General features: G+C 75.5%; 3 protein-coding genes. All 3 read right to left on the reverse strand.

The annotated features are described in order from the left end of the window. From LO762_RS15025 to LO762_RS15035, 3 genes are read right to left on the reverse strand one after another with little or no spacing between them, the layout of a single operon-like run. On the reverse strand, positions 1 to 1,212 hold the full coding sequence (locus LO762_RS15025) for a cytochrome P450 (RefSeq protein WP_230615477.1): 1,212 nt from the start codon (positions 1,210 to 1,212) through the stop codon (positions 1 to 3). Between the two features lie 19 nt (positions 1,213 to 1,231). Beyond that, entirely contained in the window at positions 1,232 to 5,977 is a 4,746-nt protein-coding gene (locus LO762_RS15030) for a thioester reductase domain-containing protein (RefSeq protein WP_230615480.1), read from the reverse strand. Beyond that, positions 5,964 to 15,653 (reverse strand): type I polyketide synthase, encoded by a 9,690-nt coding sequence (locus tag LO762_RS15035; protein ID WP_230615483.1) that lies wholly within the window; start codon positions 15,651 to 15,653, stop codon positions 5,964 to 5,966. The genes LO762_RS15030 and LO762_RS15035 overlap by 14 nt, the downstream gene beginning before the upstream one ends. Positions 15,654 to 15,859: the final 206 nt, after the last annotated feature.

Raw genomic sequence — 15,859 nt, forward strand, 5'->3', positions numbered from 1 at the left:
TCACCGCTGGCCGGACGACGCCGGGTGGACGACGAGGTCCATCTGGGCGATGCCGTACGAGCCCTGACGGGTACGCAGTTTCGGCGGGCTGTCGGGGTCGAGGGAGAACCGGTGCAGGTGCGGGTAGAAGGAGCGGAACGTCAGGTCGGCGAGCAGCCGGGAGAGCGCGGCGCCGGGGCAGAAGTGGGGTCCGGCGCCGAACGCCAGGTGGTCGAGTTTGTTGTCCCGGTCGAGGTCGTAGCCGCCGGGCTCGTCGAACCTGCGCGGGTCGCGGTTGGCCGAGCCGATCACGACGTGCACGAGCGCGCCCGCCGGGATGACGGTGTCGTGCAGCACGACGTCGTCGGCGGCGCGGCGCAGCAGCCACTGGGTGGGGCTGTAGAGCCGCAGGTACTCCTCGGCGAAGTCGAGGGTGCGGTCGGGTTCGGCGACGAGCCGGGCGGCCAGGGCGGGGTCGCTGAGCAGCATGTGGATGCCGCCGCCGAGCAGGTTCATGGTGGTCTCGTGCCCGGCGGCGACGAACGACCAGGCCATGGTGACGAGCTCGTCGCGCGTCATGTCGCCGATCTCGTGCTGGACGACGAGTTCACCGAGGATGTCGCCGCGGTTCTCCTTGCCCTGCCGTTCCCGGGCGAGGTCGGCCATGTAGTTGCCGAACTCGATGAGGTCCTCGAAGAAGCCGGGGACGTGCGAGGGGTCCATCCCGGCCGCGACGGCGAACGTGTCCATGACGGCGGACGACCAGCGGCGCAGGTCGTTCTTGCGGTCGAGCGGGATGCCGAGCATGTCGCCGACGACGCGCAGCGGCAGCGCGGTGGTGAAGCCCTCGACGAACTCGACGCGGTCCTGGGCGAGCAGGTCCTGGATGAGGTCGTCGATGATGCCCTGCACCCAGCTCTCCAGGGTGCGGACGAGCCTCGCGTTGAACGAGCGGTTCGCCATCTTCCGGAGCCGGGTGTGCTCGGGCGCGTCGCGGTTCACGAGCATCGGGAGGTTGAGGTAGTCGTCCTTGCGGATGTGCGAGGAGAACAGCTTCTTGTCCTTGAGGGCCAGTTCGCAGTCCTCGTAACGGCTGAGGACGTAGAAGTCGTGGCCCTCCCAGGTGCCGTTCGGCACGTGGTGGACGGGGGCGTCGTCACGCAGCCTGGCGTAGATGTCCCACGGCCGGAGCCGGTACTCCTCGTCGGTCAGGTCGATCTTGATCGCGGGCATGCTGTGTCCTCTCGGGGGGTCAGGGGAGGGCGGGCGGGTCGACAAAACCCGTGGCCGCGAACCGGTCGAGATAGGTGGAGACCAGGGCGGCGTCCAGGGGCGGGCAGCGCACGTCGGTCGCGGCGAGCGCGGCGCGGGTGTGCGCCGAGTCCGACACCGGGAGCCGGACGTGGTCGACCGCCTCGTGCAGGAAGGGCGCGAGGCCGAGCAGGGCGACGGTGCCGGAGTCACGGCCGGTGACGCGGGTCCGCCACTCGTCGAACGGCACCTGCGCGAGCGGGTAGCCGTGGTCGCGGACGTGGTCGAACAGTTCGGGCCAGCTGATCAGCCTGTCGTTGACCAGGTGGAAGGTGCCGCCGTGGTGTTCGGGCGCGGCGGCCAGCGCGACGACGGCGGCGGCCACGTAGTCGATGGGCGCGGGCTGTACCGGCATGTTGAGCGTGTCGGGCGCGATCCCGGCCTCGATGCAGCCCTTGAGCAGCATGGACAGGTGGTCGAGCCGGTTGAACGCGCCGGTGGTGCTGTGCCCGCCGGTGTTGACGCGGTGGATGGTGACGGGGACGCCACGCTCGTGCGCGGTGCGCACCATCCGCTCGGCCACCCACTTGGACTGGGCGTACCCGACGACGAGGGGCCCGGAGGTGTCCAGGTCGTCGGTCTCGTGGACGACGTCGGCGGTGAACTCGGTGGAGGAGAAGACGCCGACGGTGGAGATGTGGTGGACGGGCCGGGGCGCGCCGACGGTCGCCAGCCGGAGGATCTCCCGGGTGCCTTCGACGTTGGCCGGGGCGAGGCCGCTGTACGGGTAGGTCCACTTCACCATCGCGCCGCAGTGGTGGATGCTCCCGACCCGCGCGTGCAGGTCGGTGAAGGCGGTGTCGGTGAGGCCGAGGCGCGGTTTGGTCAGGTCGCCGGGCAGGGGGACGATCCGGGACGCGGCGTCGCCGAGGTCGACGCCGTAGTGGGCGAGGTTGGCGGTGATCCGCCGCAGCGCGTGCGCCTCGTCGTCGGCCCGGACGAGGCACAGGACGTCGCCGTCGTGCCGGGCGAGCAGTTCGGCGAGCAGGAACGCGCCGACGAACCCGGTACCGCCGGTGAGCAGGGTGGCGGCGGGCGCGGTGGCGGCGGGCGGGCCGCTCGCGGTGATCTCCGGGTCGAGCGCGGCCAGTTCGGTCATCTCGGCGACGCTCATCTCGCGCGGCCGCCGGGTGGGCGGCGCGGGCCGGGACGGCGCGGCGGGGGCGGGTGCCGCGGTGCTCGGGGCGGCCGGCGCGCGCACCCCGAGCTCCGCGGCGACCAGCCCGGCCAGGTCGGCCAGGTCGGTGTCGTCGAAGAACGTCGCGACGGGCAGCGCGACGCCGAGGTCGCGCTCGATCGCGGCGCGCAGTTCGGCGAGCATGAGGGAGTCGGCGTACAGGGTGAGCGGCGCGGTGGTCTCGACCTCGTCGGGTGTGGTGCCGAGGCCGCGCGCCATGAGGGTGACGAGGTGGGCGAGGACCTGCCGGGTCCGCTCGGTGTCGTCGAGGGCGCGGAGCCGGGCCACGTCCGGGCCGGCGGGCCGGGTGGGGCCGGGCGTGGTGAGCCGGGCCAGCATGCGTTCGGTGAGCGGCCGGAAGGAGACGCCGCGCAGTTCGGCGACGGGCCCTTCGGCGTCGGTCAGGAGCACGTCGCCGGTGACGGTCCCGTTGGCGCCGGGCCGCAGCACCGCGGTGCCGTGGGTCTCGCCTGCGGGCACGGGCCGGTGCACGGTCAGCCGTTCGTAGCCGGTGCCGAGGTGGACGGGGTCGCGCGTCCAGTCCGGCTCGTCGGCGCCCGCCGCGACGGCGACGAGTTGGACGCAGGCGTCGAGCAGGAGCAGGTCCGGCCGGACGCCCGCGGTGAGGCCGAGGCATCCGGCGGGGGGCGGGTCGAGCCGGGCGGTCGCCGCGCCGCCGCCGCGCGCCGCGTCGCGGACGAGCCGGAAGCTGGGGCCGAGGACGAACGCGGGGTGCCAGGCCCGCGCGTAGAACGCGGCGTGGTCGAGCCGCTGGGCGCAGCCGGAGGCGGCTCGGGTGTAGGCGGCGGTGTCGGTGTCGGCGCTGTCGGCGGTGCCGGGCACGATCTTGGCGCGGAGCTGTTCCGGCCAGCCGTCCTCGCCCCTGCTGTGCACCCGGACCTCTCCGGTCGCGGGGGTGAGCACCACCTGGACCCGGCTCTCGCCGTCGTCGGGGAGGGTGAGGGGGCGGGAGATCGTCAGGTCGGCGAGTGAGACGGGCTCGCCGAGCGCCTGTTCCGCGGTGCGCAGCACGAGTTCGAGGAGGACGACGCCGGGCACGACGATCCGCCCGTGGACCCGGTGTTCGTCGAGGAACGGGAGGGCGGCGAGGGAGAGGGCGGTCTCGGCGATCACGTCGCCGGTGGCCGTCTCGACGATCCGGGCGTCGAGGGCGGCGCCGGTCGGCGTGGGCGCGGCGGGGCCGGTGGTGAACCAGTGCTCCTTGCGCTGGAACGGGTAGCGGGGCAGCCCGGCCGGGCGGGCCGCGACGGGCGTGACCGCCCGCCAGTCGACCGTGACGCCGCCCGTCCAGGCCCGCGCGACGGCCTGGAGCCGGGCCCGGCGCGGGTCGGCGGGCGGCGCGGCGGGGCCGAGGTCGATCAGGACACCGGCCGGGTCGGAGGCCGGGTCGGCCGGTTCCGGCTGGGCCTCGCGGTCGAGCCAGAACGCGGCGGTGGTGACGGCGGTCCCGGCGGGCGCGCCGTCCAGGACGAGGTCGACGGCGGGCGGGCTGAGCGTGACGTCGGCGAGAACGTCCGCGAGCGCGGCGCCGCCCTGAGCGTGGGCGGCGGCGAGGCGGGCGCCGTCCCGGACCGGGAGCACCCCGGCGAGCGCGGCGGCGGCGTAGGCGCCGGTGCCGTGGGCGGTGAGCACGTCGGGTTCGACGCCGAGGGACCGCCACCACCGGCCGAGCACGACGGCCCGCGCGTAGTCGTCGGGCGCTTCGGCGAGGTCGGCGGAGCGGTCGCCGATCCCGTCGGTGAGCGCGGCGGGCGGGCCGCCGGGGGCGGCGTGGAAGGCGACCCGGACGGTGGCGCCGGGGACGCGGCGGCCGGTGGCGACGGCGGGGTGCGGCCGGTCGTCGGCGACGGCGCGGAGGCCGTCGAGGAGTTCGCCGAGGGAGTCGGCGACGACGGCGGCCCGTTCGGTGAGGTCGGCGCGGCCGACGGCGGCGGCGTGCGCGAGTCCGGGCAGGTCGGCGGGGGTGAGCGTCGCCGCGTGGTCGGCCATCCGGGCGGCGAGGGCGCGCAGGCCGGGGGTCCCGGCGGCGGCGAGCTTGACGAGCACGGGTTGGGGCGCGGCCTCGGGGGCGGGCTCGGCCGGTGCGGCGGCCGGGGCGTTCTCCAGCACGACGTGCGCGTTGGTGCCGCCGAACCCGAACGACGACACGCCGACGACACGCCGCTCGTCGGGCCAGTCCGTCAGTTCGGTCGGGACGTGGACGGGCAGGTCCTCCCACGCGACGTGCGGGTTCGGCGTGGCGAGGTTGAGGTGCGGGGGGATCTTGCCCTGCCGGGCGACGAGGATCGCCTTGATCAGGCCCGCGATCCCGGCGGCGGCCTCCAGGTGGCCGATGTTCGTCTTCACCGAACCGAGCGCCAGCGGCCGCTCGCGGCCCTCGCCGAGCACCGTGGCGAGCGCCCGCACCTCGATCGGGTCGCCCAGCGGCGTCCCGGTGCCGTGCGCCTCCACGTAGCCGACGTCGCCGGGGGCCACGCCCGCGACGGACAGGGCGCGGCGGACGACGGCCCGTTGCGCTGCGGCGTTCGGCACGGTGATGCCGGAGCTGCGCCCGTCCTGGTTGACGGCGGTGCCCCGGACGAGCGCGAGCACGTCGTCTCCGGCGTCCCGGGCGGCCGACGCGCGGCGCAGCACGACCGCGCCGCAGCCCTCGCCGCGCACGTAGCCGTCGGCGGAGGCGTCGAACGTATGGCACTGGCCGGTGGGTGACAGCATCCGGCTCTTGGACAGGGCGACCGACGTGTCGGGCGCGAGGAGGAGGTTGACCCCGGCGACGATGGCGAGGTCGCACTCCCCCGCCCGCAGCGCCTGGACGGCCAGGTGCAGCGCGACGAGCGACGACGAGCACGCGGTGTCCACGACGAGGCTGGGCCCTTCCAGGCCGAGCGCGTAGGAGACCCGGTTGGCTGCGAAGTTCACCGCCGAGCCGGTCGCGGCGTATCCGTCGATGACGGCCTGGGAGCGCAGGCCGAGCCGCTCGTAGTCCGAGCCGCCCATCCCGACGAACATCCCGGTCCTGCTGCCGCGCAGGCTGTCGGGCGCGATCCCGGCGTGCTCCAACGCCTCCCAGACGACCTCAAGGACAAGCCGGTGTTGCGGGTCCATCCCCACGGCCTCGCGGGGCGGGATACCGAACAGCCCGGCGTCGAAGCCCCGCACATCCGGCAGGAACCCGCCGTGCCGGGCGTACATGCGGCCTGGCGCGTCCGGGTCCGGGTCGAAGTACACGCCGAGGTCCCAGCGGTCGGCGGGCACCTCGCCGATCCCCGACCGGCCGGACGCCAGCAGGTCCCAGAAGCTGTCGGCGTCCACCACACCGCCCGGCAGGCGGCACCCGACGCCGACGACGGCGACCGGCTCGGTCCTGGTCCTGCGTTCGGCGGCGAGCTCCGCGCGGGCCGCCTTCAGCTCCACGAGCGCCCTGCGGAGGACCGCTTGCCGCTCCGGAGCGCCGACGGCCTCCAGCGAATGACCGTCAACCATGCTCATAGCGATCCTCCTGTGCGAGTTCGTCTTCGAGGAGCCTCACCAGCTCCTCCTCGGAAAGCTGTTCCAGCTCGAGGGAAAGGTCGTCGGACGGTGCCGCCGCCGGGGCCGGGTCGGGCGTGCCGGGGTCGAGCACCTCGGCCAGGAGGAAGGCGGCGAGCGCGGCGATCGTCGGGTGTTCGAACGCGAGGGTGGCGGGCAGTTTGGCGCCGAGCGCGGTCTGAAGCCGGGCGCGCAGTTCGACGCTCATGATCGAGTCGAAGCCCGCGCTGAAGAAGCCGAGTTCCCGGTCGAGCGTCGCGCCGTCCGCCGCGCCGAGCACGGCGCCGACGTGCGTCTGGAGCAGGTCTTCGAGGACGCGGCGCCGGGCCGTCGCGGTGGGCGCGCCGTCCAGCCGGGCCAGGAACGCCCGGTCCACGGCGGCCGTGTCCTGGCCGCCGTCGTCGCCGAGCAGTTCCAGCAGCGGCCTGCGCCGCTTGGCCTCCAGCACGGCGCGGAACCGGGCCCAGTCGACCGGGGCGACGGTGCGCTGGGCGGTGCCCGAGCCGAGCAGCCGGTCGAGCGCGGCGAGGCCGACGTCGTCGGGCAGCACGTGCAGGCCCATCGCCTCGAAGTAGTCGGCGTGCTGGGCGGCCATGTCGCTGTCGGACCACCAGCCCCAGTTCACGGCCAGGCCGGGCACGTCGCGGCGGGCCTGGTCGTGTGCGAGCACGTCCTGGAAGAAGTTGGCGGCGACGTAGGACCCGGCGAGCGCCGAGCCCCAGACCGAGGACGCCGAGGAGAACATGGTGAAGAAGTCGAGCGTCTTGGGGTCGGCGAGCGCGTCGAGCACGAGGCTGCCTTCGACCTTCGGGAGCAGGACGCCGCGCAGGCCGTCCCAGGTGAGGTCGGTGAGCGCGCACGGCACGGAGATCCCGGCCGCGTGCACCACACCGCGCAGCGCGGGCCACCCGCCCGCGCCGAGCACGGCGGCCATCGCGCGGGCGTCGGCGACGTCGGCGCTCGGGGTGTGCACGGTCACGCCCTGCTCGCGGAGCCGGGCCAGCGCGGCGAGCAGCGGGGCGTCGGACGGGCCCGCCGCCTCGGGGTCGGGCACCGGCCTGCGGCCGAGCAGCACCAGGTGCCGCGCGCCGCGTGCGGCGAGCCGTTCGGCGACGCGCAGGCCGAGCGCGCCCCGGCCGCCGGTCACCAGGTAGGCGCCGTCGGGGTCGATCGCGGCGCCGGGCCGCGCGGGCTCGGCCGCGCGGGTGAGCCTGGCCACCCGGCGTTCCCCGGCCCGGTAGGCGATCTGGTCCTCGCCGTCGGGCCCGAGCAGTTCGGCGGTGACGGCGGCGGCGTCCCGCGCGGGGTCGGCGCCGTCCGGATCGAGGTCAAGCATGCCGCCCCAGCTCTCCGGCTGCTCCAGCGCGAAGACCCGGCCGAGGCCCCAGGCCGGGGCCTGGGCGAGCGCGGCGGGTCCGGGGCCGAGCCCGGTCGCGCCTCGGGTGACGAGCCACAGCGGTGCGGGCCGCTCGGCGAGCAGGCGCGGCAGGAACGTCAGCGGGCCGCACGCGCGGGCCAGCGCCGCGTCCAGTTCCGGGCCGGGGGTGCGGACGTCGGGGGCGGCGTCCAGCGCGCCCAGGTGGACGATCCCGGCGATCCGTGGCGTCTCCGCCAAAGCCGCTGTGACCGGGGCGAGCAGGGCGTCGGGGCCGGTCGCGCCGGGGGTGCCGGAGACGACGGCGGCGCGGTGCCCGGCCGACTCCAGCGCCGCCGCGACCCGGACGGCCAGGCCGCCCTCGTCGGCGAGCAGCAGCCACGTCCCGTCGGCCGCCGCCGTACCGCGCGGCGCCGGGGCGGGCTGCCACTGGATCTCGTAGGAGTGCGCGTGGGCCTGCTCGGTGGCGGCGTCGTCGCCCGTGCCCTCCCGTCCCGTCCGGAGGGACGGGAGGGCCGGGAGCCAGAACCGCTCGCGCCGCCAGCGCCGGGGCGGGAGCCACGCCCTGCGGGCCTCCCCCGGCTGGATGGCCGCGTGGTCGAGCGGCACCCCTGCCGCGTGCAGCGCGCCCGCCGCGTCCAGGAGGGTGGTGCGCGGGTCGCGGCCGTTGCGCATCGAGCCGACGACCGTGGCGCCCTCCTCGCGGCCCGCGAGCGTGGCCGCCGCCGCGCCGCCCAGCACGGCGTGCGGGCCGATCTCCAGGACGACGGTGTGCCCGGATCCGGCGGCCGCCGTGAGGGCGTCGCGGAACCGCACGGTGCGGACCATGTTGTCGGCCCAGTAGGCGGAGTCGAAGGAGCGGGAGTGGGCCGCCTCCCCGGTGACGGTGGAGAACACGGGCAGGCAGGGAGGGTCAGGGACGAACCCATGCAACGCGGTCATCAGGTCGTTGCGGACCGGCAGCATCAGCGGCGTGTGGAAGGCGTAGTCGCCGTTGAGCGCCGTCCAGAGCGCGCCGCGCGCGCGAGCCTGCTGTTCGAGTTCGGCCAGCGCCGCCGCCTCGCCGCCGACGACGGTGTGGGCCGGGCTGTTGACGGCGGCGACGTGCAGCCGTCCGGCGAAGGCGGGCAGCAGCTCGGCGACCTCCTCGGCGGGCAGCCCGAGCACCGCCATCGCGCCCTGGCCACGGGTGGAGCCCATCACCTCGCCGCGCCGGACCACGATCTCCAGCGCGCGGTCCAGGTCGAAGACCTCAGCCGCGTAAGCCGCGCCGATCTCCCCGACGCTGTGGCCGAGCACCGCGTCGGGCCGCAGCCCCCAGGACCGCCACAGCGCGGTGAGCGCCGCCTGCACGGCGAAGATCGCGGGCTGCGCGAAGACGGTGTCGTCGAGCCGCGCGTCGTCGGCGGTGAGCTGCTCGTGCAGCGACCAGCCCGCCAGCTCCCGGACCCTGGCGTCGCAGTGCGCGAGCACGGGACCGGCGACGGGGTCGGACCACAGGGCGCGGCCCATGCCCGTCCACTGGCAGCCCTGGCCGCTGTAGACGACGACGGTGCGGACGCGGGTCTTGGCCCTGTCCCTGCGCAGGCCGTCCTTCCTGGCCCCCGCCGCAGCGGCCTCCAGCTTGGCCGCAGCCTCCTCGACGCCCGACGCCACGACAGCGGCGCGGAACGGCAGGTGCTCGCGCTCCAGCGCGGCGGTGCGGGTCAGGTCGGGCCAGACCGCGCCGGTGCGGCGCAGCGCCTCGGCGTGCGCGCTCGCGGCGGCGGCCAACTCCTGCTCGCCGGAGGCCGAAAGCAGCAGCAGTTCGGGCCGGGGCGCGGGCTCGTCACGGGCCGGGGAGGCGGGTGCCTCCGCGAGGACGAGGTGCGCGTTCGTGCCGCTGAAGCCGAACGAGCTGAGCCCGGCGATCCGGGGCCGGTCCTGCGGCCACTCCGTCAACTCGGCGGGCACCCGCACCGGGACCTCGTCCCAGCGCACGTACGGGTTGGGCTCGCGCAGGTTCAGGTGCGGCGGGACCATCCCGTGGTGCAGCATCAGCGCTACCTTGATCAGCCCGCACACGCCGGCGGCGGCCTCCAGGTGCCCGACGTTGGTCTTGGCCGAACCGACCCACACCGGGTCCGCGCCGTCCAGCACCTCGGCCAGCGCCTGGATCTCCAGCGGGTCGCCGAGCGGGGTGCCCGTCCCGTGCGCCTCCACGTAGCCGAGCTGCGCCGGGGCCACGCCCGCGTCGGCGAGCGCCTCCCGGATCACCCGCTGCTGGGCGACGCCGTTCGGCACGGTCAGGCCCGCGCTCGCGCCGTCCTGGTTCACCGCCGAGCCGCGCAGCACCGCCCAGATCCGGTCGCCGTCGGCCTCGGCGTCGGCGAGGCGCTTCAGCACGACGACGCCGCAGCCCTCGCCGCGCGCGTAACCGTCGGCGTCCGCGTCGAACGTCTTGCACCTGCCGTCGGGAGACAGCGCGCGCATCTTGGCGAGGCTGCCTGTCGTCGTCTGGGAGAGCATCAGGTTGACGCCGCCGACGATCGCCACGTCGGACTCGCCCGAGCGCAGGCTCCGCGCGGCGAGGTGGGCGGCGACCAGGGAGGACGAGCAGGCGGTGTCCACCGCGAGGCTCGGGCCCTGCGCGCCCAGCAGGTAGCTGAGGCGTCCGGCGGCGACGCTGAAGGTGTTGCCGGTCGCGACGTGCGCGTCGAGGTCGGCGTCCGGGTCGGCGGCCAGCAGCTGCATGTAGTCGGAGGTGTTGATGCCGACGTAGACGGCGGTCCGGGTGCCCTCCACCGCGCCGGGGAGGGTGCCCGCGTCGTCCAGCGCCTCACGGGCCACCTCAAGCAGCAGGCGCTGTTGCGGGTCCATGGCTCGGGCCTCGCGCGGTGAGATGCCGAAGGCGGCGGCGTCGAAGTCGGCGACGGGGCCGGTGAGGAAGCCGCCCCGGGCGTCGTGGTCGCCGGTCGGCGTCCAGCGTTCGGGTGGTACCGGGCCGGTGCCGTCGCGGCCCTCGCTGAGCAGCCGCCAGAACGCGTCGAGGTCGTCGGCGCCGCCGGGGAACCGGCAGGCCATGCCGACGATCGCGAGGGGCGTTCCGCCGACGGCCGGGACGAGCGCGGCGGCTGGGACGCGTGCGGCGGCGGTCGCGGCGTTGTCGTGGGCGAGGTTGGCGGCGAGCCTGGCGACGGTCGGGTGGTCGAACACGGCGGTCGTCGGGATCTCCCTGCCGAGGTCGCGTTCCAGCCGTCCGCGCAGCTCCACGACCATCGCGGAGGTCAGGCCCAGGTCGAACAGGCCGGTCTCGCCGGGCAGGTCGGCGGGGTCGCGCAGGCCGAGCAGGTCCGCGAGCGCCACCCGCAACAGCGCCTCGATCTCCGCCCGACCGACAGCGGGCGTCCCCCCGACCGGGGCACGGGTGGCCGTGACCAGTGCGGGTGCCGCCGGCGCGGGCGTCGTGGTGACGGGAGAGGGTGTCGCCGTGGTGAGTTCGGCGGGCCAGTAGGCGGTGTGCTGGAACGGGTAGGCGGGCAGGCGCGGGACGCGGCCCGTGCGGGGCGTCGCGCGGTGCCAGTCGAGGGCCGCGCCGTCGGCCCAGATCCGGGCCAGCGACTCCAGCAGCGCGCGCCGGGTCTCGCCCGAACGCGCCGACGGGACGCAGAGCGGAGGGCGGTCCGTCGCGGCGGCGACGAGCGGGAGCAGCCCGCCCCGGCCCAGCTCCACGACGATGTCGGCGCCCTGCGCCCGCAGGGTGGCCACGGCCTTGCCGAAGCGGACCGGCTCGCGGGTGTGCCGCGTCCAGTAGCCGGGCGTCGTGATCCGCTCGTCGGCGAGCTCACCGGTGTGGTCGGAGATGAGCCGTGTGCTCGGCGCGTGTAGGGCGATCTCGGAGACGGCCCGCTCCAGGGCGGGCAGCGCCGCGTCCATCTGGGCGGAGTGGAAGGCCAGCGGGACGTCCAGCCGGGTCCCGCGCACACCCCGCGCGGCGAACTCCGCGACGAGCGCGGCGACGGCCTCGACGGGCCCGGCGACCGTCGTCTCACGGGGTCCGTTCTCGGCGGCTACCACGACCTCCCCGGACGCCACCGAAGGCAGGCCCGCGAGGTCAGCGGGCGCGCAGGAGAGCGCCGCCATCGCGCCGCCCGCCGGGAGCCCTGCCATCGCTTTGCCGCGCGCCGCGACGAGGCGCGCGCCGTCCTGGAGCGAGAACACCCCGGCGAGCGCGGCGGCCGCGTACCCGCCCAGGCTGTGGCCGACGACCAGGTCCGGTTCGACGCCCAGCGACCGCCACCACGCGCCGAGCACGACGGCCGCCGCGTACAGGGCGGGCTGCGCCGTCTCGGTGGCGGCGAGGGAGTCCGCCGCCGCCGGGTCGAGGAGCGCGGCGAGCGGGGGCGCGGTGACGGGGCCGAGCACCTCGGCCAGCGCGTCCAGCGTCTCGGTGACGGCGGGGACCTCGCCGTACAGGCCGGCGAACAGCCCGGCGACGCGCGCGCCGTGGCCCGGCACCACAAAGGCGACCTTGCGGGCGGGTCCCGGCGGCCTGCGGCCGCGCGCGAGGCCCCTGCGGACGCGTCCCTCGGTGAGGTCGCGGAGGCCGTCGACGAGTTCGTCGGGGGAGTCGGCGACGACGGCGGCCCGCTCGGCCAGGTCGGCGCGGCCGACCCCGGCGGCGTGGGCGAGGGCGGGCAGGTCGGCGGGGGTGAGCGTCGCGGCGTGGTCGGCGAGCCGGGCGGCGGCCGCGCGCAACGCGGCGTCGTCAGCGGCCGCGAGCTTGACGACGACGGGCTCGGGCGCGGCCTCGGAGACGGGCTCCGGCCGCGTGGGCGGGGCGTTCTCCAGGACGGCGTGCGCGTTCGTGCCGCCGAACCCGAACGACGACACGCCGACGACACGGCGCTCGTCGGGCCAGTCCGTCAGCTCGGTCGGGACGTGGACGGGCAGGTCCGCCCAGGCGATGTGCGGGCTCGGCGCGCTCAGGTTGAGGTGCGGCGGGATCCTGCCCTCCCGCGCGACGAGGATCGCCTTGATCAGGCCCGCGATCCCGGCGGCTGCCTCCAGGTGGCCGATGTTCGTCTTCACCGAACCGAGCGCCAGCGGCCGCTCCCGACCCTCACCCAGGACGGACGCCAACGCCCGTACCTCGATCGGGTCGCCCAGCGGCGTCCCCGTGCCGTGCGCCTCCACGTAGCCGACCTCGCCGGGCGCCACGCCCGCGACGGACAGCGCCCGCCGGATGACGTTCCGCTGGGCGGTGCCGCTGGGCGCGGTCAGGCCGTTGCTGCGCCCGTCCTGGTTGACGGCGGTGCCCCGGACGACGGCGAGCACGTCGCCGTCCAGGTCGCGGGCGTCGGCGGCGCGGCGCAGCACGACCGCGCCGCAGCCCTCACCGCGCACGTAGCCGTCAGCGGAGGCGTCGAACGTATGACACTCGCCGGTGGGCGACAGCATCCGGCCCTTCGACAGGGCGACATACGTGTCGGGCGCGAGAAGCAGGTTCACCCCGGCGACGACAGCCAGGTCGCACTCTCCCGACCGCAGCGCCTGCACGGCCAGGTGCAGCGCGACGAGCGACGACGAACAGGCGGTGTCCACGACGAGGCTGGGGCCTTCGAGACCGAGCGCGTACGAGACCCGGTTGGCGGCGAAGTTCACCGCCGAGCCCGTCGCCGCGTAGCCGTCGATCGGGACGCCGCCGCGCAGGCCGAGCCGCTCGTAGTCCGAGCCGCCCATCCCGACGAACATCCCGGTCCTGCTGCCACGCAGGCTGTCCGGCGCGATCCCGGCGTGCTCCAGCGCCTCCCAGACGACCTCAAGGACAAGCCGGTGCTGCGGATCCATCCCGACCGCCTCGCGCGGCGGAATCCCGAACAGCCCGGCGTCAAAACCCCGCACGTCCGGCAGGAACCCGCCGTGCCGGGCGTACATGCGGCCGGGCGCGTCCGGGTCCGGGTCGAAGAACTCCCCCAGATCCCACCGGTCGGCGGGCACCTCGCCGATCCCCGACCGGCCCGACACCAGCAGATCCCAGAAACTGTCGGCGTCCACCACACCACCCGGCAGGCGGCACCCGACGCCGACGACCGCGACGCCGTCATCAGGCCCGGCGGCCTCGACAGGCCCGGTCCGCCCGGCAGGCTCGGGCCGCCCGGCGGGCGCCGCTTCCAAGACGTCCGGGACGTCCGGGGCGGCGAGGGCGCGGGCCGCCTCCGCCAGGGTCGGGTGATCCCAGGCGAACGTCGCGGGGACCTCGCGGCCGAGCCAGTCCGACAGGTCGGCGGCCAGCGCCACCGCGTGGACCGAGTCCAGCCCGTACGCGGTGAACGGCTCTCCGGCGTCCACCCGCTCCGGGCCGACCCCCGCGTACTTCGCGACCAGCTCGGTGACCTTGGCCTCGACACGCGACGCGGGCGCGGCGGCGCCGGGGGACGAGGACGGCGGCGGCGGGGCCGGGGTTCCGCCGCCGCCACCGCCCCCGTCGTCGGGGCCTGGGTCGTCCTCCCAGTCGGCGCCGGGCGTCGCGCTCGCGCGCGGCAGGTCGCCGGCCAGGTAGCGGGCCTTGCACGGCTTGCGCTGGATCTTGCCGCTGGACGTCACCGGGATCTTCCGCGCCCCGATGAAGACGATCTCGTGCACCTGGAGCTGGTGCGCCTCCGACACCCGGCGGCGCACCGCCTTGGCGAACCGCTCCATCGCCGCCTCGCTCGCCCCGCCGCGCGGCAGCTCCTGCACGATCACCAGCGCCTCCGCGCCGTCGTGCTCCACCGAGAAGGCGGCGGCGCGGGTCGCGGTCAGCGCGGGGTGCGCGTCGCAGGCGGTCGCCTCGACGTCCTGGGGGTAGACGTTGCGGCCACGGAAGATCATGAGGTCGCTGGCGCGGCCCGTCACAAAGAGTTCGCCGTCGAGCATCAGGCCGAGGTCGCCGGTGCGCAGGAACGGTCCCGAGCCGTCGGCGAGCCGCGCGCCGAACGCCTCCTCGGTCGCCTCGGGGGCGTCGAAGTAGCCGACCGCGATGCTGGGGCCGCGCAGCCAGATCTCACCGACCCGGTTCGGCTCGGCGGGTTCGCCGCTCGCCGGGTCGACGATCCGCACGTCCATGTCCGGGACGATCCGGCCCGAGCCCGCGAGCGCCTGCGCCGACGCGACGTCGCGGGGCGGCAGGACGATGCCCGTCTCAAGGTCGGGCTTGGACACCAGCCGGACGGCGGGGTCGCCGCCCGCGCGTCCGCCGGAGACGACGAGGGTGCTCTCCGCCATGCCGTAGCAGGGGTAGAAGCCGCTCCGCTTGAAGCCGGTGCGGGCGAAGGCGTCGGCGAACCTGTCGAGCACGTCGGCCCGCACCGGCTCCGCGCCGTTCAGCGCGTGCGTCCAGCTCGACAGGTCGAGCCGGTCCCGGGTTTCTTCGTCCACCCGGTCCACGCACATCTGGTAGGCGAAGTTCGGGCCGGGGCTGACCGTCGCCCGGAACCGGGTGATCGCGTCGAGCCAGCGCACCGGCTCGCGGATGAACGAGGTCGGCGACATCAGGTTCATGGGGAAGCCGGTGTAGAGGGGGAAGATGATCCCGCCGATCAGCCCCATGTCGTGGTAGGGCGGCAGCCAGCTCACGCCGACGCTCTCCGGCCCGAGCTCGAACCCGGCCTCGCCCGACCTGGCGTTGGCGATGAGGTTGCCGTGGGTGACCATCACGCCCTTGGGGTCGGCGGTCGACCCCGACGTGTACTGGAGGAACGCGGTGTCGTCCGGCCCGGTGGACGGCGGGCTCCACCGCTCCTCCCGGCCGTCCAGGACGTCGTCGCCGACGAGTATCCAGGTGGCGGCGGCCACCGCCGAGGGCGGCCCGTCGGGGGTCTCGAAGCTCTCCGGCAGCCCGGTCAGGTCGGCGACGCCGCCGACGAGCACGACCTTGGCGGCCGAGTCCCGGGCGACCGCCTCGACCCTGCCGATGTGCCGGGCGGAGGTCGGCGGGTAGGCGGGGACGGGGATGAGCCCGGCGTAGAGGCAGCCGAAGAAGTAGGCGAGGTAGTCGAGGCCGGGCGGGCACAGCATGAGCACGCGGTCGCCGGGCTCCGCCTCGTCCAGGAGGGTGACGGCGGCGGCCCGCGCCCAGGCGTCCAGGCGTCCGTAGGTGAGGGGGGTCACCTCGGTGCGGCCGCTGCCGTCATAGGACAGGAAGCGGTAGCCGATCCGGTCGGGTGTCCGGGAGGCCCGGTGGCGCAGCACCTCCACGAGGGTCCGCGCCTGGTGTGGAGAGAACTTTTCATGTTCCGACATTCGACGGCCCCTCGCCTTCCACAAGCCGGTCAACAGAATCGGGCGCGCCGTCCGAAACCCGTTGGTCGGTCATCGAATTCGCCCCCGGCACCCTTTATGGAATGCCCGTTGTCGCATTCGACCTGACGGCCCGACGGGCGCAAAGCTAGTGGCGCGCGCTTCGGGCGGTCTTCCGCCGAACGGCCGAGAGGGCGATACCGACCATT

Origin of the sequence: Actinocorallia sp. API 0066 (assembly GCF_020991275.1) — a bacterium.
Classification (GTDB): Bacteria; Actinomycetota; Actinomycetes; order Streptosporangiales; family Streptosporangiaceae; genus Actinocorallia.